The organism is Mucilaginibacter sp. McL0603 (assembly GCF_049992945.1).
Lineage (GTDB): Bacteria > Bacteroidota > Bacteroidia > Sphingobacteriales > Sphingobacteriaceae > Mucilaginibacter.
Genome location: NZ_CP188251.1, coordinates 900704 through 920761 on the forward strand (window position 1 = coordinate 900704; position 20058 = coordinate 920761).

The following is a 20058-nucleotide window of genomic DNA, read 5'->3' on the forward strand; positions in this document are numbered from 1 at the left end:
ATTATTTGGTTTGAAGCGAGCTGATTTGAATAATAGCCTGGTTAAGATTGTTCACCACATCGGTATATTCACTGCGGATGGACATTGCCTGGTTGATGAGTAAAACATATTCCAGGTAATTAATCTGGCCTGCCGTAAATTGCAGATTGGCTGTTTTCAGAATGAGGCTGGCATTGGGCAAGCCAGTCTTTTCATAGTAATCCACCAGTTTTTGATACTTGCTAACTTCTGCTGCAGCCTGTTTATACCGGCTTTGTAAAGCTTGTAAGCCGGACTGGTAATCCACCTGTGCCCTTTGTTCCTGTATCCTTGACGCGCTGATCTTATTTTTCTGCGCGCCAAAGAACAATGGCACCGAAACCCCTAACTGAACCGATGAAAAGCGGTTGCTGTTATCATAAAAGCGATCGACCCCGTTAACTAGTTGTGTTCCTTTAAAGCTCTGGTTAAAATAACCAAGGCTCAAATCCGGCATGAGTTTAGACTTTTCAACCTGTGTTTGTGCCTTCGAAATCTGCGCCTGCTGGCTGAGATATTTGATCTGCGGATGCTGACTTAAGGCAGTATCTGTTATTATTGGCAAAGCGAGTTTAAAACCGGCCGCATCAGGCTGGTAATCCTGACTGGTATTCAGCAAAGTTTTAAAGCGGTCCTCCGCAATCGCCAAATCAGCATTCACCATTTCAGTTTGCCGGGCGATCTGCCCACGCTGGGTTTCCGCCGTGGTTTTTTCCAGGATATTGCTTTCTCCCTTTTCAAGGCGAAGGCTGGCGTTTTTAACGAACAGCGCATAGGTGCTATCAGCGCTAAGCAGCAGTTGCTGTTTTTGTTCCAGGTAAAGGATCTGATAAAAACTTTCTGTTACTGTCCGTTCCAGTTCATGCTGCCGCAAATTAACAGTCAGTTCACCTGACTGGTATTCAGCATCCAGCAAGGCTTTTTGCCTTGTATAAACCGTTGGAAAGTTAACCGATTGCACCACCGAAAACCTGTTGTCCGTATAAGCGCTGTTGATATTGCCGTATTCCCCGGATATATTGGTTTTGGGGATAGTAACACCGGTACCGGTGTTCTTTTTCAGGTAATCAGCATTCAGCCTTTCGCTCTTCAGGCTCAGGTTATTTTTGATAGCGGTATCTAGCGCAGCTTTCAGGCTGATCGGCGTTTGCGCTTTTGCACAGCCGACGAAGAGGCCCAATGAAGTGAGCGATAAAATCACCACAGGTTTAACGGGTACTTTCATCGTTTTTCCTTTCTCAAACAGGATATATAAAATCGGTAAGACAAACAGCGTTAGTAAGGTCGCGGTCATTAAGCCGCCGATCACTACGGTAGCCAAAGGCCGCTGTACTTCTGCCCCCGACCCATTGCTTAATGCCATTGGCAGGAAACCTAATGAGGCAACCGAAGCAGTCATCAGTACCGGCCGTAATCGCAATCTGGTCCCTTCAAAAACAATGGCCCGAAGATCATCCCAGCCCTCTTTTCGTAAGCGGTTAAATTCAGAGATCAATACCAGGCCATTCAACACTGCTACGCCAAAAAGTGCAATAAAACCAACTCCTGCGCTAATGCTGAAAGGCATTCCTCTGACCACTAGGGCAAGGATGCCGCCGATAGCGGATAAGGGAACAGCCGAAAAAATAAGCAAACCGTGCTTAACGGAACCGAACGCCAGGTACAGCATAAGCAGGATTAGTAACAAGGAAACCGGAACGGCAATAGTCAGGCGCTGCTTGGCGGCGTTCAGGTTTTCAAAAGCGCCTCCGTAAGTCGTATAATAACCGGGCGGCAGTTTAACTTGGCTGTTTACTTTCTGCTGCAGTTCTTCCACCATACTTTGCACATCCCGTCCCAATACATTAAATCCTACGATGATGCGCCGCTGCGCATCTTCCCGCTGAATCTGGTTGGGGCCTTCTTCAATCTTAACTTCTGCAACCTGCTGCAAAGGCACCTGGTTACCATTGGGGGTCGGGATCAATAAGTCCTGTACATCGCTCAACTGTTTGCGCTGTTCCCCGGCCAGGCGCACCACCAAATCAAAGCGTTTTTCACCCTCGTAAACCGTGCCGCTGCTTTGCCCGGCAAATGCGGTGTTCACCACGCGGTTAATATCTTCCACATTTAAGCCGTATTCAGCAATGGCCGCCCGTTTATACCGGATGACGATCTGGGGCATACCCGTGATCGTTTCCACATAAATATCCCGTGCGCCTTTAATGCCCCCGACAATCGCGCCCAGCTTTTTGGCAAAAATGGCTAGCGTATCCAGGTTATCCCCGAATATTTTACACACCACATCCTGCCTTGCACCGGTCATGAGTTCATTAAAACGCATCTGAACCGGGTATTGAAAACCGAAGGTCACCCCCGGGACTGCTTCCAGTTCTTTAGACATCTTCGTCGTCAGTTCATCAAATGTTTTAGCCGATGTCCACTGGCTCTTATCCTTCAGGATGACCATCATATCACTGGCGTCAATCGGCATCGGGTCGGTTGGTATTTCAGAACTGCCTGTTTTACCTACAACCTGTTCCACTTCAGGAAACTTGCTTAACAAGATAAGGGACCCTTCAGACACAGCGTTCACAGAAGTTTGTAAACTGCTGCCGGTTAGCACGCGTGTTTCTACCGCAAAATCGCCTTCTTCCAATTTTGGGATAAATTCGCCGCCTAAACGGGTAAGAATAAATACTGCTACGATAAAAGTTACTGAAGCAATACTGAGCACTAATTTTGGGTGTTTAATCACCCGTTGCAACAGGTACTGATGAAACTTCATAAAAAAATCCATCATGTGATCTGACCAGTTTTTTTCATGTTTCCCTTTACGGGTAAGAAATATGCTGCTCATCATCGGTATATAGGTCAGTGAAAGAATGAATGCACCTATTAGTGCAAAGGATACGGTCTGTGCCATCGGTTTGAACATCTTACCCTCAATCCCCTGGAGAGTGAAGATCGGAATGTAAACGATCAGGATAATCAATTCTCCAAAGACAGCAACATTCTGCATTCTTGTTGCTACACTGATCACCTCAGTATCCATTTCCTTGTCGCCGATTTTTTCCTGTTTTTTCAGGTAAATATCGTGCATAATGGCCTCCACAATGATCACTGCGCCATCCACGATCAATCCAAAATCCAGGGCTCCAAGGCTCATCAGATTTCCTGAAACGCCAAACAGGTTCATTAGTATAACGGCAATCAGCATGGCAAGTGGGATCACCGAAGCGACCAGTAAACCTGCCCGGAAATTGCCCAGGAAAATGATCAGCACGATCAGCACAATGACCATTCCTTCAATCAAGTTATGTTCTACGGTGCTGATGGCATTGTTTACCATTTTTGTCCGGTCGAGGAAAGCATCGATCACCACGCCTTGTGGTAAAGTCTTTTGTATCTGCGCAACCTTATCCTTAATATTTTTGATCACTACGTTGCTGTTCGCACCTTTCAGCATCATTACTACCGCGCCGGATACCGCCTGTTTGCCGTTCCAGGTCATCGCTCCATATCTTGTCGCATGTCCCAGGCCAACTTCGCCCACATCCCTGATCAGTAAAGGCGTGCCGTTAGGCAGGTTTTTCACTACGATGCTGCCAATATCATCCAATGATCCAACCAGTCCTTCGCTTCGGATGAACAATACGGTCGGCCCCCGTTCGATATAGGCCCCACCGGTATTGTTATTGTTCTTTTGCAATGCATTGAAAACATCCGTTATGGAAACATTATTGGCTTTGAGCCTGTCGGGGTTGACCGATATTTCATATTGTTTAAGATAGCCTCCAAAGCTGCTGACATCGGCAACACCGGGTAAGCCTAAAAGCTGTCTGCGCACGATCCAGTCCTGTATAGTGCGCAATTGCATGGCATCGTATTTCTTTTCGTAACCGGGTTTGGCCCTGACGGAATATTGATAGATTTCGCCCAAACCTGTAGTAACAGGGGCCATTTCCGGTTTGCCAAATTCAGTGGGTATTTGGGTAGCGATATCTGCCAGGCGTTCACTCACCTGCTGGCGTGCCCAGTACACATCAGCCTTATCTTCAAAAACGATGGTGACCACGGAAAGGCCAAAGCGGGAAAAGCTGCGGATCTCTTTGACATCGGGGATATTGCGGCAGCTTTGTTCAATTGGAAAAGAGATGAGACGTTCTACGTCAGGCGCACCCAATGACGGGGTACGGGTAATAATCTGTACCTGGTTATCGGTTATGTCGGGCACCGCATCAATAGGTAAACGGGTGACCTCATAAATACCAAAGCCTATTAGGCCAAGAATGAACAGGCCGACGATGAGCTTGTTCCTTACGGAAAACTCAATGATTTTATTCAACATGAAAGTAGCAATTAACTGTTAATGATTAAAGAACAGGCAAAGGGATGCCTTATGCTGTGTGTAACACAGGATTAACAGTTGGAAGGAGGGCCGCGAAGAATGGTTTGATTGGTACCCCAGCCCGGCGGGTAAGGTTCTTCCGGCAGGATCACCGGCTGATTTGGCAGAATCACCGGGAATTGTACAAAGCTGTATTCTGGTTTAAAAACTAAATCCGGAATGACCGCCGGTAAGCTTGTATATGTGTATTGGGTGAAAAAAATATGATCAATTTTGGCATGCTCCAGGGCATCGTGGTTATGATGGTGAATATACTTTTCGTGTTCATCATCGTGATGGTGAGCAACGATATTATGGAACAGCAACAGGACCATCCCTGTCATTAAGAAAAATTTGCTGATCCATAGCTTCATAAAGCAAATATAGGGATTGAATTTATAAAATGATTTATGAAGTGTGGTTTCATTATATTAAATGAACTGTATTAGATCAGCGCATTTCAGGGAGACTTGAAGAGACTTGGATCGCTTTATAATAAAAAAAACAAAAAACGTTCGCAAGTACCACGGTACTTGCGAACGTTTGCGGAGAGGGAGGCTTCAACGGAAATTGAAAACCCTGCTAATATTCAATATGTTATGTGGGTTGGATTTCTTACTCACCGAAAAACTCACCACTTTCAAATACAGACTAATTGCAAATCTTATGCGATAAAAATAAAAAATATTTCAATATTAATTGTACCATAATTTCAACATATGGTTTGTTATTTGATATGTTAAAGGCGAGGCAAAACCGAATACAAAAACAGAAGGATAAGTTGCTGTAAAATACAAATCAGTTTAATCAACAGAACCTTTGAAATAGATTAACCAACGCCTACGAGCCATCCAACGACAAACACCAAGACACCACCTACTACTACCTGAAAAATTGCTGATAACAATGGGGTGTCCATATAGCGCCGTCGTATCCACGAAATAACAGCTAACTCTACCGCCACGACCATGCATGCCACCGCTAGCGCACTATGAAAATTACTGACCAGAAACGGAAAAGTATGTCCGAGTCCTCCTATTGTAGTCATCAATCCGCAAACAACTCCACGGGTCCAGGGAGAGCCCCTACCACTTAATTTTCCATCGTCCGAAAGTGCTTCTGCAAACCCCATGCTGATTCCTGCACCAATCGAAGCGGCAAGACCTACTTTGAATGTCGCCATAGGGCTGGTAGTAGCAAAGGCTGCGGCGAATAAAGGTGCAAGTGTTGAAACGGAGCCATCCATAAGGCCGGCAAGCCCTGGCTGGACAAAACGTAAGACAAACATACGCCGACCTGCCTCACGCTCAAGTTGCACTGCGCCTGATTGGATTTGGTTTTCAGTTATTTCGCTGAAAGTTCCCTCATGTTGCGTTTCCTCCTGGGCAAGATCGCCCAGCAATAGTCTTATTGCAGCATCGGTGGTTTGCCTGGCCGCAGCTTCATAAAAATGTCGTGCTTCGATTTCCATAAGCTCTGCCTCTTCACGTGCGTGTTCGGGGCGCAATGATTTCCTAAACCATGAAGGCCGTCTGACATAAAACCCTTTTACATCTTGCCTCCTTATCAGGGGTATATGCTCGCCGAATTTTTTGCGGTATAATTCAATGAGCCTATGCCGATGCCCGTCTTCAGCGAAAGCCATCTTTTCAAACAATTCTGACGATGCAGGAAATTCTTCCCTGAGCGATTCGGCAAAATCGCGGTAGATATGCGCATCCTCTTCCTCGGCCCCAACGGCAAGCGCTAAAATCTGGGGCTCTGTCAGTTCTTTAAAATGCATGATTAATTTTTTTTATAAAAGTAAGGTTCAAATGCGTGTTGGAATGAGCTTGTAATTCCATATTAACTTTTTATCGTTTAGATTTCGACACTAATTGATAGAGAATTATCATGCCATTATCTAAATTGCTAACGGTCAATTACTTAATTTAATTTGCAAAATACACGCTATGGCTGATCGTAATTATTGGCTAAAAGAAGACGATTTATCGTCTTCTTTTAGCCAATAACCCAGAATGTAAGTCGCGCTTAATTACCTTATGTTATGTTGAGAATAATGAAATCAATTATAAAGCATTTATGCAATTTAAGTAGCTGCCAACGATCGTAATACACACAGCCGATTGTACTCTATCTAAATAGTGACATAGATCACATAATTATTCCCTTTCGTAAAATGTGATGTAGATCACACCTTCATCTAAATTTTCATGCAGTAGTTTGTTGTATAATTTTTAACTAAACAAAACATACAACATGAAAAACTCATCAGAAATCAATTGGAATGCAAGCTCTACCGAAGGTAAAGGAATAATACCTTCAAAAAGCACCAACGTATTAAACAAGTGTTTATTCGCCGTATTTATTATTCTCAGCGGCCTTTTGATAAAGGTTAGTCCGGTAGCGGCGCAGACTCCGCCTATAAAAAATATTGTGATCGTACATGGCGCATTTGGAGATGGTTCCGGATGGAAGGCTGTTTACGACATACTCACAAAGAAGAGATATCATGTAACCATTGTTCAAAATCCCCTGACATCATTAAATGATGATGTTGAAGCAACTAACCGGATACTTGATCAACAGGATGGACCGGTAGTACTGGTGGGTCATTCATGGGCCGGTGTAGTAATTACCCAGGCGGGTGTTGATCCTAAAGTTGCCTCATTAGTTTATGTAGCCGCTTTTGAGCCGGATAAAGGCGAAACCGCAAATTCATGGACAGAGACTCAGGCAAAAGCCCCTTCAATGCGGGTTACAGCTGATCCAAAAGGATTTGTATTTTTTGACAGAACAACATTCCATGAGGGCTATTGCGCCGATCTTCCGAAAGCTTTGGCAGATTTCATGAACGCCTCACAGCAAGCAATCGTCGGATCATGTTTTGGTACCACCGTAACTGAAGTCGCCTGGAAAAACAAGCCAAGTTACGGGATTGTGGCTACTGAAGATCATGCCATCAACCCAATGACGGAGCGTAATATGTACAAAAAAGCAAATACTAAAATCACAGAGATCAAAGGCAGTCATGCTGTGTTCATCTCGCAGCCTGAGGCAGTAGCGGCGGTTATAGTTAAAGCATCTTATGCTAAGCAGTAACAAATCCCGATAAATTAAACTATAGGCATCACAGTAGTGAGTACGTGGTCCTTCAAGCAAACGGAATCCAAGCTAATTGAATCATTAAGAATTTTATTTTATGAAAAAAGAATCACAAGAAAGTACGCCAGGAACAAATATGGCCCGAAGGACGTTCCTGCGTTATGCAGGTGTTAGTGTTGCATCAGCAGGCTTATTAGCTACCGCCGCAGACGCTAAAAACCACACTAACATCACAACCTTTAAAGGTATTGATAATAGTGCGATCGGAGATTTGGCTAACGGTAACCAACTAGTTTTTCTGACGAAGGAATCACCAGTGCTTTGGCGCGTGACCTTAAATAACCCGCCAGTGAATATTTTCGGTCCTAAAACGATTCCACAGCTTAATGCGATCATCACGGCGATAGAATCCGACAAGCAGTTGAAGGTGGTTGTTTTTGACAGCGCGATCGAAGGATTTTTCATGACCCACTACGATTTCCTTTCGCCTGCTGAAGAGACAACCAGTCTGCCGACAGGACCAACGGGGTTGCTGGCCCTGCCAGACATGCTCGTTCGACTGAGCCGGGCACCGGTAGTTTCCATTGCCAAGATCCGGGGTCGTGCAACCGGTGTGGGGAGCGAACTCGCTCTCGCCTGCGACATGCGCTTCGCCAGCCGCGAAAAAGCAATCCTCGGGCATTTTGAAGTTGGGGCAGGGATAGTACCGGGTGGCGGCCCTATGGCGCGGCTACCACGGCTGATGGGGCGGGGGCGTGCCATGGAAGTGCTTATGGGCGCCGACGATATCCCGGGTGATCTGGCCGAACGATATGGCTACGTTAATCGGTCGTTTCCGGATGCGGACCTGGATGGTTTTGTCGATTCACTTGCAAAAAGGATAGCGTCGTTCGACAAGCAGGCGCTCAGCGATACAAAGCGTTTTGTTGATGTCGCCAGTTTGCCGTCAGACTATGAAATCGGAGCGGAGATGCCGGTGTGCTTCACATCGATCGCGCGGCCGGAGGCACAGCGGCGGATTAAATTGTTATTGGATCGGGGACTTCACAAGGCAGGAGATGTAGAAACGCGGTTGGGTTACCATGTTGGACAACTCGGGAATGACTGATCGGCTTCATCCGACCAATTAATCATCGAACCGCTGTTTGATTTATTAAACTAAAAACCTCTTATGAAACGATTTATCTTATTTGGCATCGGATTTTTATTATTTGCCGCTGCCGTTAATGCACAAACTGTGGGTGGAGCGAATGCTTTCACTCCATTGCCAAATCCTGCTCCGGGAGAAAAAGTCGCCACTTTTGGCGGCGGCTGTTTTTGGAGTATGAGCGAGGCTATGTCTGAACTAAAAGGTGTAAACAAGGTCATTTCCGGCTATGCGGGTGGAACAACTAAGAATCCAACTTATGACCAGGTAGCATCACTTACAACCGGGCACGCCGAATGCTCGCTGGTTTATTATGATCCAAAGGTGATCAGTTTTGAGACTATAGCCCGTGCATTCTTTTTTGCACATGATCCAACAGAGCTTAACCGCCAGGGGCCTGACGTTGGTACCGACTATCGTTCGATTGCCTTTTACCGAACCCCGGAAGAGAAAAATATTTTACTGGGTTTGATAAAAAAGATTAACCAATCAAAGTATTATCATGGAACCATAGTTACCCAGGTTGTTCAGTTTACTGCATTTTATCCCGCTGAAAATTATCATCAGGGTTATTACAGGCTCAATCCCGATAAGATTTACATAGTGCAGGTTTCAAAACCCAAAGTGCTGAAATTCAGAAAAGCTATGAACGCGGAATTAAGGCCGGAGTTTCAAAAATAATATTGGCTACACAAACAAATTAACAGGACTCATTTAATACCACTACTATATGAAAACAACAAATAGGATATTTAGAATTACGGTAATGCTTATTGCATTTACCTTAAGCTATTACACTTCATTTTCAAGAAATCTCATTGGTCAGGCGACAAGAACCAACGATACAAAACCCGCATTGCCGCCAAAAGGTTTTTCCAGCCAATATGCCATTGTAAACGGTGTAAAAATACATTACGTGATCGGCGGACATGGAACACCGCTTATGCTGGTACACGGATTTCCTCAAAATTGGTATATGTGGAACCGGTTACTTCCGGAACTGTCAAAACATTTCACCGTAATTGCCCCGGATTTGCGCGGTGTTGGAGAATCCGGTAAACCACAAGGTGGTTATGATAAAAAGAATATGGCTATCGATCTGCACGAACTTGCAAAAAAACTCGGTTATAAAAAGATCGATATAGCCGGACATGACATCGGTATGATGGTTGTTTATGCCTATGCAGCGCAATTTCCCAATGAGGTTAATAAACTCGCTTTACTGGATGCACTGATACCAGGTGTCGAACCGGTTTGGAGCCAGGTTAAAGCCCAGGCATGGTGGTTCGGATTTTTTATTCAGCCACATTCAGCAGAACTTGCAGAGGGTAGAATGAATTTATTTTTGGAAGATTTTTTTCCGGCGGTAAGTTTCGTACAGAACTCATTTACTGCCCGGGAAAAAGCTGAATTTACCAGGGCGTATTCGGTAAAAGGTGCAACGAATGCTTCGTTTCTTTGGTTCGTATTTGACCAAGACATTAAAGACAACCAGGAATTTTGTAAAAATAAGCTGGCGATGCCTGTATTGGCAATGGGATCAGACCATTTCGCGCCCTTTTTGGGGGATCATGTCCGTTTGGTTGCATCCAATGTAAAAGATTGTCTGATTACAAGTTCGGGGCATTGGATTCTCCAGGAACGACCTGAGCAGGTACAAAAAGGCCTGTTGGATTTTTTCATGGAGAAGTAATTCAAAAAGCATTATGATTGTTAAGGTTCAAACTTCATTTGCGCTTTAGCTTTTCGAATTATAGCGAGGATGAGAAAGAAAAATTTTGACGAAAATATAGTACTTGAAAGGGCTGTGAACTTGTTTTCAAGAAAAGGATATAACGCGACTACAGCTCAAGATATGGTGGACGAATTAGGCATTAGCCGTTCGAGTTTATATGACACGTTTATTGATAAACGAACGATTTTTATAAAATCGCTGAAACGGTACGAAGAGCTTACCACCGATATTCTTATAAATATGCTGGAGGCGGCGAAAAATCCGGAACGTGCTATTAACCTGATATTTCACGATACCATACAACAAAGTGTCGCTGACAATTCTTTAAAGGGTTGCCTGATGGTAAACACAACTGTGGAATTGGTGAATGATGACAAAGAAATCGCCGATATCGTCCGTAATAATAACCAGAAGTTTGAAGCTGCATTAGCCAAAATTATAGAAAAAGGCCAGGAAGAAGGCTCTTTTTCAAAAAGAGAAACGGCTGCTACTTTTGCACATTTTATTTCTGGTATCATGGGAGCCTTAAGGCTTGTAGCAAAGTCGGGTGCCAATAAAAAAACAATGGAGGATATAGTAAAGGTTGGCCTTTTCGCTTTAAAATAGTGTTTTCATCTCCTGCAAGTCTTTCTTTTCCCTTTTTCTAATGGAAGATCCAAGGAATAATTAATCATCAGAAACGATCAATTCAAAATATAAACAACATGATAAATTCAATAACAAAACTCTACGAAAGAGACCTGCTAAAACTTAAACAAGAAATTGAATTGTATGGAAATGAGGCGGATTTATGGAAAATTCAAGGCGGAATTGCTAATTCTGCCGGGAATCTTGCCTTGCATTTGATAGGAAGCTTGAATCATTTTTTAGGAAATCATCTTGGCGGAATCGACTATGTGCGTAATCGCCCATTAGAATTTTCGGATAAAAATGTGCCTAAAATTGAGATAGTTGCAAAAATTGAAGCGACCCGGCAAATGTTAAACGAAGTTTTACCAAAGATTTCAGGAGAAGTTTTAGCTCAAAAACAGACCGATGGAGAAAACTCAAATGAATACTTTGTGATTCAGCTTTACGGGCATTTTAATTATCATTTGGGGCAGATTAATTATCATAGAAGGCTTTTAACAAATCGAAATAATGGAACAGAAACTGCCACTTCCGCCATTTAATTTTGAATCGGCAACGCTGAAAGTACAAATGGCTGAAGATGCCTGGAATACTAAAAATCCTGAAAAGGTTGCTCTTGCTTATACCATTGACACGGAATGGAGAAACAGGCATCTTTTTATTAACGGACGGGAAGAAGTAAAGGAATTTTGACCAACAAATGGAAAAAAGAATTAGACTATAAGCTTAAAAAGGAATTGTGGGCTTTTACAGACAATAAAATTGCTGTCCGCTTTGAATATGAGTGGCACGACAGTAGTGGGCAATGGTTTCGGTCGTACGGAAATGAGAATTGGGAGTTCGACGATAACGGCTTTATGAAAAAACGATTTGCAAGTATTAATGACTTGGCTATAAACGAAACAGAACGCAGATTCAAATAAAAGCTGCAAACCGAAACTTCAAAAACAAATAAAGGTCAAAAAAGCCTCTTCGGATAAGATAACAATCAAAATGAAAGTCATAAAAGAAAAGCATCCCTTGATAATGAGATGGACACACTGGGTTAATTTTCCTATCCTGGCCATTATGATCTGGAGCGGAATGCTGATCTACTGGGCAAATGATGAATACAGCATCACCCTTTTCGGGCATACCGATATTCGCTTCTTCCCCGATTGGTATTATAACCTACTACATATACCTTCCCGTTTGGCTGAGGGCATGGCTTTTCATTTCCTGTTTATGTGGTTTTTTACGCTGAACGGGATATTCTATGTGTTGTACACCATTTTATCGGGGGAGTGGCGGCAATTGTTACCCAACCGGCATTCATTTAAAGATGCATGGCTGGTGTTGCTGAATGATCTTCATATCCGCAAGACTGCGCCGCCGCAGGATAAATACAACGCGGCCCAGCGTATCGCTTACACCGGCATCATTATTATGGGATTTGGTTCGCTGGTTACTGGGCTGGCCATTTACAAGCCGGTTCAGTTTAACTGGCTGGTTTGGTTGTGCGGCGGCTACCATCTAGCCCGGATATGGCATTTTGTATTGACCATAGGCTATGTTTTGTTTTTTCTGATACATATTATACAGGTTATCCTGGCCGGGTGGAACAATTTCAGATCTGTGATCTCCGGATTTGAAGTAGTGAACGAAAAGCCCGCACCTACCATTGAAATTAAAACTCCGGGTGATGAACAATCCATTCAATAAAAAAAATCAGGACCTTAAAAAACCGTTGACGGTTGAACAAAAGATCAAACGCAGAAATTTTATCTCGTTTGCTGTTTTTGGTGCTTACGCCGCAGGCACTTACGGCGGCTGGAGATGGTTATACAAATCACCCTCAGAAACTCCGGGCATAACGGGCAATGCACATAAGCCACTGCGCAGGGCACTTAACAAAACCGAACTATTCTTCAGAAGGTTGACTTTCAATGAAGATCACCTGGTAAAAACCTACCCCCGCTCAATGGCCGCAAAAAAAATCAGGCACAATACTGACATTGGCTCGGAAGGTAAACTACCACCCGAATACTGGAGACTGGAGGTGAAAAAGATCTCGGGCGAATCATTGCAAATCTCGCTCGATGAACTAATGAAACTGCCAAAAACAGAGATCACCTATGATTTTAAGTGCGTTGAGGGTTGGGACCAGATATCGCATTGGGAAGGGGTGAGTTTTCGTGATTTTATTGCACACTTTAAACTTGAAGCAGAATCTAAGATGGGATATGTGGGCATGGAGACTCCAGACGGACAGTACTATGTAGGGATAGACATGCCAAGCGCCATGCATCCGCAAACTTTGCTAGCCTACCAGATGAACGATGAGTTATTGAACGGCATACATGGGCAACCTCTCCGGCTCATCATCCCTGTAAAATACGGCATCAAAAATATTAAACGTATTGGAAAGATCACTTTTAGCAACAGTCGTCCGCGGGACTACTGGGCTGAACAGGGATATGATTATTATTCAGGATTATAAAAATAAAACTGTGTTAACTGGATACCTCAGCTTTCAAATCAGGAAAACTACACTTTCCGCCCGGAAAAAGAAGTATTGAATTTAGGGACCGGCCATTTACAGATAAACGTGGGATGGTATTGCGTGCCGATTAAATATTCGCATCTAAATTTAGAAGCTTGCATTTTAGTTTCAATGACGATATATCGTACAATTTGACGAATTGTACGACCCGTCCATTTTTAAATCAACCCCCAAAAGAGGCAAGTATATGATTTACAATCGGAAAGACAATGGCACGAAAGTAGGTTACAAAGTCGTGATTTAATTAAAAAATTGTCGACGAAGATTTACACCGAAAAGTTCTCCTTCGTGGCTTTTCCCTTAAATGAATGTATGTACTATGGATGCCAAAGAAATCTTAAAGGTTCACGTAGCTAATTCCGTATCACTGACGGACGAGCAGTTTGATTATTTCTTTTCATTTTTTAAAAAACAGAGCTTTAAAAAAGGGCAGTCAATTATTGGCCATGGTGATATGGTCAACTGTGAATATTTCGTAGTCTCCGGCTGCTTAAAATCGTTCTTAATCAATAGTGATTATAAAATGCTCGTTCTACAGTTTTCTATGTCAACCTGGTGGGCCTCCGATTACTATGCCCTGTATAATCATACCCGAGCTACAATCAGCGTGGACTGTATTACGAATTCAGAGGTACTATGTCTGAGCAATGCCGATAGAGAAAAACTTTGTGACGGACTTCATATTGCGGAACGTTTTTTCCGGTGGCGGGCCAATAAAGGATATGTTGCTGCGAATGAAAGGCTGTTATCCATAATGAATAATAATGTAAAATGCCGGTATGAAGAGCTTTTAAAGATATACCCTGAACTGTATAACATAGCGCCTAAAACTCTGATTGCCGCCTATTTAGGGGTATCAAGGGAAACACTGAGCCGTTTATACCAGGCGCAAAATGTGATCTATGTCACATAATCTGTGCTTTCGTCAGAAAGTGATCTAGGTCACACGAGCACCTGAAAATACCTGCCGTACTTTGTTTTATAATTCAAAAACAAAAAAATGGAAAATCAAAAATTTAAAATCGTAAGCACCCAAAGTAATATCGACTGGGTTGGCACAAAGGTAACTGGATCACACAATGGTACCATTGCAGTTAAAGAAGGTGAATTGATTCTGAACGACGGAAAACTTACCGGCGGGAAATTCATTATAGATACCACCTCCATCAAAATTCTGGACATAACAGATCCTGCAACTAATGCCCAGTTCGCCGGTCACCTTGCATCAGATGATTTCTTCTCTATCGAGAAGCACCCGGAAGCATCTTTAGTGATTACTTCAGTTTCAGGCAATCACGTTGAAGGCAACCTGACCATCAAAGGCATTACCCACCCGGTTGGCTTTTATGCTGTTATCAATGTTTACGGTGACAATCTAACCGCAACCGGAAAGCTTGTGATCGATCGCACTAAATATGAAATGAAATTCCGCTCCGGCAATTTCTTCAAGGATTTAGGCGACACCCTAATCTATAATGACTTTGAACTTAATGTAAATGTAGCTGCTAATGCTGCTTAATTACACGCTTTGATATTAAAGCGAATAATACACAACTAAAGGATAATAATTCTAATGAAAAAACAAACAGTAATAGTTACCGGCGCATCATCTGGCATCGGTAAAGAAGTAGCCCGCCATTTTTTAGCGAACGGGGATAACGTAGTGATCAATTCATTCACTGCGGATAAATTGGAGCAGGTTTACCAGGAACTGGGCGCAGGCGAAAACCTGGCCCTGGTAGCTGGAGATGTAAGCGATAAAAGCACTGGCGAGAAGCTTTTAGCCGTTGCTCTCGAAAAATTTGGTTCCGCAGATGTACTGGTAAACAACGCCGGCATCTTTGAAACCAAGCCTTTCCTCGAAGTGGACGAAGCTTACCTTGACCGCTTTATGAATACCAACCTGAAGGGCACTTACTTCACCACTCAGGCTATTATCCCTCAAATGCTGAAACAACGTGATGGTGTAGTGATCAACATCGGCACACCATTGGTCAACCACGCCCTTGCGGGCGTACCCATTACAGCACAGATGGCATCAAAGGGCGCAATTCAAGCGCTTACCGTACAGCTGGCAGGCGAATTTGGAAAGGATAATATCAGGGTGAATTCGATTGGGCCAGGTACGATCCGCACCCCGATGCATGGTGATAATGCAGATCAAACCGCTGGATTGCATTTGCTGAACCGTGTGGGCGAAGTGGAAGATATCGCAGAGATGGTTTATGCGGTTGCCAAGAGCAACTTCATCACTGGCGCTATCATCAATGTAGATGGCGGTATAGGTGCCGGCCGCAATCTGGGTTGATATGAAAACGCTTTTATTAACGGCTTTTTTGTCCTGCACCTTGCTGACATTAAAAGCACAAAATTTAAAGAGAATGGAAACGCAAAAAGAAAGCATAGACGCTATTTCTAACCTTTTGGAAAATCGTTATTTCAAAGGTATTTACGAAGGAGACACATCATTACTAAACACCGCCTATCATCCCGGGACACTGCTCTTTGGTGATGTAAAGGGACAGCCTTATGCAAAAACGCTCGGCCAATATCTTGACGGTGTTGCCAGTCGTCAAAGCCCAAAAGATTCAGGTAAACCGTTCAAAGGGGAAATCCTAAATATCCGCGTGGTAAACTCAATCGCTGTCGCCGAAATAAAGGTAACAATGTACGACTTTGTCTATCAGGAGTTTTTATCTTTTCATAGGATTGATGACAAATGGTTGTTGGTGAATAAAATGATTTCCGATATAGCTGATCAAACCCCTGGCTCAAAGTCAACAGGAACACCAGCTGCGGGCATTAAAACATCGCTGATAGCTACGATCCGTATCCTTCCTGGGTTTGAGAAAGAAGTGAAAGAAGCTTTGAAGACTATGGAAATTGAGAGCAACAAAGAACCGGGCTGTGAACAATTCGTTGTGAGTATCCAAAAAAATTCACCGCAAACAGTTGTTGTTTACGAGGTCTACAAAAACGATGAAGCTTTTCAATTGCATGTAAATTCGGCACACGCCAAAGCATTCTTTGAGTTTTTAAAAGGGAAAATGGTAGATGACAAAATAGAAACTGTTTTTCTGACAAAATTAGACAGCCCCCAATAAATTGTAAGGCAATGTGGCACCAAATAAAAGCGTCAGTGATACCGTGTATTCAATGCTCTATCCTCCAAGGACCGTTCAGCTACAATTTGTTATCTGTCGAATTGGTGTCCACAGCGCTTAAGGCAGGCGGCCTTGGGGGTTACAGTGCCTACACATTTATAGTCGCAAATGCGAAATCAAATAAACTATTAAAAAGAGAAAAATGAACTGGAAAAAAGAACTCGCGTTGAGTTTGGCAAGCGCATTTTTATCAGGTCTTGCTTGTGTCATTTACGACCAAATTTACAGTAGAGCATTCTATGTCAACTTTAGTAAAATTATAAATATAAGAGGCATAATGGTTTTAAGTATTATAGGTTGCCTGCTGATGTCCATTGGATATATTTTATTAATTAGATGGAAGGGTAATAAGCTTATTCCATGGGCAAATGTTGTTTATGGTGTTTTTAGCTTTGCAAGCATTGTCGCAGTACTCTCGTTCAAACTACCTCTGGACATGGAGTCTCCCGAACTCTTTCCTGGATTAGCAACGCCAATGCATTTTTTCCCTGTATTATCCTTTTTAATAGTATATCCGTTCTTCAAAATAAATAATCAAATAAAATAACAATCTAGTAATCAAAAAAATGAAAAAACAATTATCAGTTTACGCAGCAGTAGCATTTGCGATCGTGCTGCTAGCATTTAAATCTACAACACCTTCAAGTTGGACAGCAGATACAGTTCATTCTCGGCTGGGTTTTACAATAAAGCACCTTGGAATTGCGGATTTTAGTGGGAGATTCGATACTTATGAAGTTAAAATTACCGCGAACGATGCTACTGACTTCTCGGATGCTGTAGTAGAAATGAGTGGTGATATTGCCAGTATTAATACTGCCAATGAAACACGAAATAAACATCTGAAAAGTGCAGATTTCTTTGACGCAGATCAATTCCCAAAATTCACTTTCAAAAGCACAAGCTTTAAAAAATCTGCCAAAAATGAATACACAGTTTCGGGGCAGTTGGCAATGCATGGTGTTACTAAGGAAGTTACACTAAAAGCAATACATGTTGGTAATACAACAAACCCAATGAGTAAAAAAGAAACGAGTGTATTTAAGGTTACGGGAACATTTAAGCGTTCAGATTTTGGAATTGGCGCCAGTTTTCCTGAAGCGATGTTAAGTGATTTGGTAGCATTAAATGCAGATTTAGAATTAGCTAAAGACTAACAAAGAAGCCGTGAAAAAAATACTGGCGATTTTGACAACACTTCTTCTCTTAGGAGGAATGCTTGGTTTTACTCAAACTGCAGGTTGGAGGCTAACAAAAGAAAACAGCGTAAAATTTTCAGGAAAAGGCGTTGATGGAATATTTAAAAAGCTTACAGCTAACGTAACATTTGATGAAAAGAATCTCCAAGGTTCAAAATTTGTAATTGCTATTGATGTTGCGTCGCTTAATACAGGAAATGCACTTCAAAATAAACATGCTACCGGCTCTGAATGGTTTGACGCGGCGAAGTATCCACAAATTAAATTCACTACCAATACCATTGAAAAAGTAGGCAATGATTTTGTGGCAAAAGGGAAAATGGAAGTAAAAGGCAAAGCCAATGATGTGAATATTCCTTTCGCGTTCACCAGTTCGGGATCTATAGGAAAGTTTACCTCAAAGTTTTCTATCAAACGAACGGATTATGGTATAGGAGAACCAACCGGGGACGTAGCGGATGTCATTTCTATTGAAATCGTAGCCAATGTGACAAAACAATAAATATAGACTTGAGATGGGTTTTCATTGTATTAAAAGCATAGAAACATATCACGCAACGCCCCCTTTGTTCAGAGCGAAGGAGAATAAGTGCAAAACCCGGGAAGCATTGTAGTAACTAATAATTTAAAAATTAATACAAATAAAAACAAACAATATGAAACGTACAGCAAAAGCTCATTGGAATGGTAACCTTCAGGAAGGTACAGGAGAAATATCTTCTCAAAGCACAGTTCTTAACGAAACACCTTTTTCGTTTAAAACACGATTCGCCTCTGGTACACTCACTGCTACCAATCCTGAAGAATTGTTAGCGGCGGCGCACGCCGGCTGTTTTACTATGTCGGTAAGTGCAACCCTCGAGCGCGAGGGCTTCCTGGCCGGCGACTTGTACACCGAAGCTATTCTTGATTTGGATTTGCCTAACCGTAAGGTTACTGGCATTCATCTGGATTTGAGAGCATCATTGATCGAGGGTGTATCCGCTGAAGCTTTTCATAAAATTGCGGAAGATTCGAAAGCCAATTGTATTATATCCAAAGCGCTGAGTGTGCCTATTACGCTAAATGTTTCTTACCAATAATGATATAGGCCTAGGCCTAATGCCCGTTGCCCATTCTTATTTCAAGTGACCATATCACGCATGTATAGTGATCGATAGTTGTTGTTTGGGAAGATGATAGGCTCATAAGAAATAATTTACCGTGTAGTTGCCTTGCAATTGCCCGGTAAAGAATGGCAAGGGTAAAATTGGACTTCGTGCCTAAGTAAAATGCTTTAAAAACGTAATATCATGAATACTTCAAAAGTATGGTATGTAACAGGGGCCTCCCAGGGATTGGGATTGACGCTCGTAAAAAAACTGCTTGAAAATGGCTACCAGGTTGCCGCAACCTCTCGCGATGCGTATACCTTGAGCCAGGCGGTCGGCTTGATCGACAAGGAACGCTTTCTACCGCTGGCCGTCGATTTAAACAACATGGATTGCATTGATGAATCCATACAGCAAACGCTGGCAGCATTCGGCCGGATAGATGTAGTGGTAAATAATGCGGGTTACGGAATGGCCGGAACAATAGAAGAGATAGCAGAGCAGGATATCAGGAACATTTTTAATGTTAACGTGCTGGCAACAATAGATGTGGTAAAGAGTGTCCTGCCGGTAATGCGCAGTCAAAAATCGGGCTATATTATCAATATCGGTTCGGTAGCGGGTTTTGTGGGCGCTCCTGGCTGGTCTGTTTATTCGGCCACCAAAGCCGCGGTAGCCGCCTTTTCCGAGGTGATCGCACTGGATGTCAAAGAATTTGGGATCAGGGTTACTGTAGTAGAACCATCGGGTTTCCGCACAGGCTTTTTGACGAAGGACTCGTTGGCACTGATCTCCTCCAAAATCGAGGGATATGAAGCTGTAAAAGACACGCAAGACCGTTACCTGTCTGCAAACGGACAACAACCGGGTGACCCGGACCGTGCTGCAGAAATATTTATAGAATTAGCGGAAAACCCGGAACCGCCCATGCAGCTGTTTCTTGGGGCTGATGCTTATAAGAGGGCTTCAGGAAAGCTGGCTGCGATGTCGGCAGAATTGGAACAGTGGAAGTCAATCACCATCGGGGCTGATTTTAAATAAAGGAGAATATCAATTAA

At 42.9% G+C, this 20058-nt stretch carries 20 protein-coding genes and 1 pseudogene; 18 read left to right on the forward strand and 3 right to left on the reverse strand.

Features of this window, described 5'->3' with window-relative positions:
- Nucleotide 1: 1 nt before the first annotated feature.
- The 3 genes from ACPPVU_RS04220 to mbfA form a co-directional block, all read right to left on the reverse strand.
- On the reverse strand, nucleotides 2–4348 hold the full coding sequence (locus tag ACPPVU_RS04220; protein WP_426670450.1) for a CusA/CzcA family heavy metal efflux RND transporter: 4347 nt from the start codon (nucleotides 4346–4348) through the stop codon (nucleotides 2–4).
- A 71-nt stretch (nucleotides 4349–4419) separates the two neighbouring features.
- On the reverse strand, nucleotides 4420–4761 hold the full coding sequence (locus tag ACPPVU_RS04225) for a hypothetical protein (RefSeq protein ID WP_426670451.1): 342 nt from the start codon (nucleotides 4759–4761) through the stop codon (nucleotides 4420–4422).
- Between the two features lie 455 nt (nucleotides 4762–5216).
- On the reverse strand, nucleotides 5217–6170 hold the full coding sequence (gene mbfA / locus ACPPVU_RS04230) for an iron exporter MbfA (protein WP_426670452.1): 954 nt from the start codon (nucleotides 6168–6170) through the stop codon (nucleotides 5217–5219).
- 476 nt (nucleotides 6171–6646) lie between these two features.
- Between mbfA and ACPPVU_RS04235 the strand changes: the two genes are divergently transcribed.
- The 18 genes and pseudogenes from ACPPVU_RS04235 to ACPPVU_RS04320 all read left to right on the forward strand — a co-directional run bounded on the left by ACPPVU_RS04235 (nucleotide 6647) and on the right by ACPPVU_RS04320 (nucleotide 20041).
- Nucleotides 6647–7489: an alpha/beta hydrolase gene (locus ACPPVU_RS04235; protein WP_426670453.1), complete on the forward strand. Its 843-nt coding sequence runs from the start codon at nucleotides 6647–6649 to the stop codon at nucleotides 7487–7489.
- Between the two features lie 100 nt (nucleotides 7490–7589).
- Nucleotides 7590–8600 carry an enoyl-CoA hydratase/isomerase family protein gene (locus tag ACPPVU_RS04240; protein ID WP_426670454.1) on the forward strand — a complete coding sequence of 337 codons (1011 nt, stop codon included), beginning with the start codon at nucleotides 7590–7592 and terminating at the stop codon, nucleotides 8598–8600.
- Between the two features lie 63 nt (nucleotides 8601–8663).
- Entirely contained in the window at nucleotides 8664–9320 is a 657-nt protein-coding gene (gene msrA / locus ACPPVU_RS04245; RefSeq protein WP_426670455.1) for a peptide-methionine (S)-S-oxide reductase MsrA, read from the forward strand.
- 49 nt (nucleotides 9321–9369) lie between these two features.
- Nucleotides 9370–10332: an alpha/beta fold hydrolase gene (locus tag ACPPVU_RS04250; protein ID WP_426670456.1), complete on the forward strand. Its 963-nt coding sequence runs from the start codon at nucleotides 9370–9372 to the stop codon at nucleotides 10330–10332.
- Between the two features lie 69 nt (nucleotides 10333–10401).
- Entirely contained in the window at nucleotides 10402–10980 is a 579-nt protein-coding gene (locus ACPPVU_RS04255; protein ID WP_426670457.1) for a TetR/AcrR family transcriptional regulator, read from the forward strand.
- 98 nt (nucleotides 10981–11078) lie between these two features.
- Nucleotides 11079–11546 carry a DinB superfamily protein gene (locus tag ACPPVU_RS04260; protein WP_426670458.1) on the forward strand — a complete coding sequence of 156 codons (468 nt, stop codon included), beginning with the start codon at nucleotides 11079–11081 and terminating at the stop codon, nucleotides 11544–11546.
- Nucleotides 11547–11574: 28 nt separating this feature from the next.
- A pseudogene (locus ACPPVU_RS04265) lies at nucleotides 11575–11927 on the forward strand (DUF1348 family protein).
- Between the two features lie 103 nt (nucleotides 11928–12030).
- On the forward strand, nucleotides 12031–12705 hold the full coding sequence (locus ACPPVU_RS04270) for a cytochrome b/b6 domain-containing protein (RefSeq protein ID WP_426670459.1): 675 nt from the start codon (nucleotides 12031–12033) through the stop codon (nucleotides 12703–12705).
- On the forward strand, nucleotides 12686–13483 hold the full coding sequence (locus ACPPVU_RS04275; protein ID WP_426670460.1) for a molybdopterin-dependent oxidoreductase: 798 nt from the start codon (nucleotides 12686–12688) through the stop codon (nucleotides 13481–13483). Before ACPPVU_RS04270 ends, ACPPVU_RS04275 begins: the two co-directional genes overlap by 20 nt.
- A 382-nt stretch (nucleotides 13484–13865) precedes the next feature.
- Nucleotides 13866–14459 carry a Crp/Fnr family transcriptional regulator gene (locus tag ACPPVU_RS04280; RefSeq protein WP_426670461.1) on the forward strand — a complete coding sequence of 198 codons (594 nt, stop codon included), beginning with the start codon at nucleotides 13866–13868 and terminating at the stop codon, nucleotides 14457–14459.
- An 87-nt stretch (nucleotides 14460–14546) separates the two neighbouring features.
- Nucleotides 14547–15065: a YceI family protein gene (locus ACPPVU_RS04285; protein WP_426670462.1), complete on the forward strand. Its 519-nt coding sequence runs from the start codon at nucleotides 14547–14549 to the stop codon at nucleotides 15063–15065.
- A gap of 54 nt (nucleotides 15066–15119) precedes the next feature.
- On the forward strand, nucleotides 15120–15854 hold the full coding sequence (locus ACPPVU_RS04290) for an SDR family NAD(P)-dependent oxidoreductase (protein WP_426670463.1): 735 nt from the start codon (nucleotides 15120–15122) through the stop codon (nucleotides 15852–15854).
- Between the two features lies 1 nt (nucleotide 15855).
- The gene (locus ACPPVU_RS04295; RefSeq protein ID WP_426670464.1) at nucleotides 15856–16650 is read left to right on the forward strand and encodes a nuclear transport factor 2 family protein; all 795 of its coding nucleotides are present in this window, start codon (nucleotides 15856–15858) and stop codon (nucleotides 16648–16650) included.
- Nucleotides 16651–16852: 202 nt separating this feature from the next.
- Nucleotides 16853–17257 (forward strand): hypothetical protein, encoded by a 405-nt coding sequence (locus ACPPVU_RS04300; RefSeq protein ID WP_426670465.1) that lies wholly within the window; start codon nucleotides 16853–16855, stop codon nucleotides 17255–17257.
- Between the two features lie 19 nt (nucleotides 17258–17276).
- Nucleotides 17277–17867 (forward strand): YceI family protein, encoded by a 591-nt coding sequence (locus tag ACPPVU_RS04305; protein WP_426670466.1) that lies wholly within the window; start codon nucleotides 17277–17279, stop codon nucleotides 17865–17867.
- Between the two features lie 10 nt (nucleotides 17868–17877).
- Complete coding sequence (locus tag ACPPVU_RS04310) at nucleotides 17878–18411, forward strand: YceI family protein (protein WP_426670467.1); 534 nt, start codon at nucleotides 17878–17880, stop codon at nucleotides 18409–18411.
- A 154-nt stretch (nucleotides 18412–18565) separates the two neighbouring features.
- Nucleotides 18566–18991 (forward strand): OsmC family peroxiredoxin, encoded by a 426-nt coding sequence (locus ACPPVU_RS04315; RefSeq protein WP_426670468.1) that lies wholly within the window; start codon nucleotides 18566–18568, stop codon nucleotides 18989–18991.
- A 210-nt stretch (nucleotides 18992–19201) separates the two neighbouring features.
- Entirely contained in the window at nucleotides 19202–20041 is an 840-nt protein-coding gene (locus tag ACPPVU_RS04320; protein ID WP_426670469.1) for an SDR family NAD(P)-dependent oxidoreductase, read from the forward strand.
- Nucleotides 20042–20058 lie beyond the last annotated feature (17 nt).

Bases quoted from the DNA above. Each gene is read 5' to 3' on its own strand.
- ACPPVU_RS04260 (WP_426670458.1), top strand. From the start codon at position 11,079: ATGATAAATTCAATAACAAAACTCTACGAAAGAGACCTGCTAAAACTT.
- ACPPVU_RS04285 (WP_426670462.1), top strand. From the start codon at position 14,547: ATGGAAAATCAAAAATTTAAAATCGTAAGCACCCAAAGTAATATCGAC.
- ACPPVU_RS04305 (WP_426670466.1), top strand. From the start codon at position 17,277: ATGAAAAAACAATTATCAGTTTACGCAGCAGTAGCATTTGCGATCGTG.
- msrA (WP_426670455.1), top strand. From the start codon at position 8,664: ATGAAACGATTTATCTTATTTGGCATCGGATTTTTATTATTTGCCGCT.
- ACPPVU_RS04300 (WP_426670465.1), top strand. From the start codon at position 16,853: ATGAACTGGAAAAAAGAACTCGCGTTGAGTTTGGCAAGCGCATTTTTA.
- ACPPVU_RS04320 (WP_426670469.1), top strand. From the start codon at position 19,202: ATGAATACTTCAAAAGTATGGTATGTAACAGGGGCCTCCCAGGGATTG.
- ACPPVU_RS04280 (WP_426670461.1), top strand. From the start codon at position 13,866: ATGGATGCCAAAGAAATCTTAAAGGTTCACGTAGCTAATTCCGTATCA.
- ACPPVU_RS04270 (WP_426670459.1), top strand. From the start codon at position 12,031: ATGAGATGGACACACTGGGTTAATTTTCCTATCCTGGCCATTATGATC.
- ACPPVU_RS04235 (WP_426670453.1), top strand. From the start codon at position 6,647: ATGAAAAACTCATCAGAAATCAATTGGAATGCAAGCTCTACCGAAGGT.
- ACPPVU_RS04275 (WP_426670460.1), top strand. From the start codon at position 12,686: ATGAACAATCCATTCAATAAAAAAAATCAGGACCTTAAAAAACCGTTG.
- mbfA (WP_426670452.1), bottom strand. From the start codon at position 6,170: ATGCATTTTAAAGAACTGACAGAGCCCCAGATTTTAGCGCTTGCCGTT.
- ACPPVU_RS04255 (WP_426670457.1), top strand. From the start codon at position 10,402: ATGAGAAAGAAAAATTTTGACGAAAATATAGTACTTGAAAGGGCTGTG.
- ACPPVU_RS04225 (WP_426670451.1), bottom strand. From the start codon at position 4,761: ATGAAGCTATGGATCAGCAAATTTTTCTTAATGACAGGGATGGTCCTG.
- ACPPVU_RS04240 (WP_426670454.1), top strand. From the start codon at position 7,590: ATGAAAAAAGAATCACAAGAAAGTACGCCAGGAACAAATATGGCCCGA.
- ACPPVU_RS04315 (WP_426670468.1), top strand. From the start codon at position 18,566: ATGAAACGTACAGCAAAAGCTCATTGGAATGGTAACCTTCAGGAAGGT.
- ACPPVU_RS04290 (WP_426670463.1), top strand. From the start codon at position 15,120: ATGAAAAAACAAACAGTAATAGTTACCGGCGCATCATCTGGCATCGGT.
- ACPPVU_RS04295 (WP_426670464.1), top strand. From the start codon at position 15,856: ATGAAAACGCTTTTATTAACGGCTTTTTTGTCCTGCACCTTGCTGACA.
- ACPPVU_RS04220 (WP_426670450.1), bottom strand. From the start codon at position 4,348: ATGTTGAATAAAATCATTGAGTTTTCCGTAAGGAACAAGCTCATCGTC.
- ACPPVU_RS04250 (WP_426670456.1), top strand. From the start codon at position 9,370: ATGAAAACAACAAATAGGATATTTAGAATTACGGTAATGCTTATTGCA.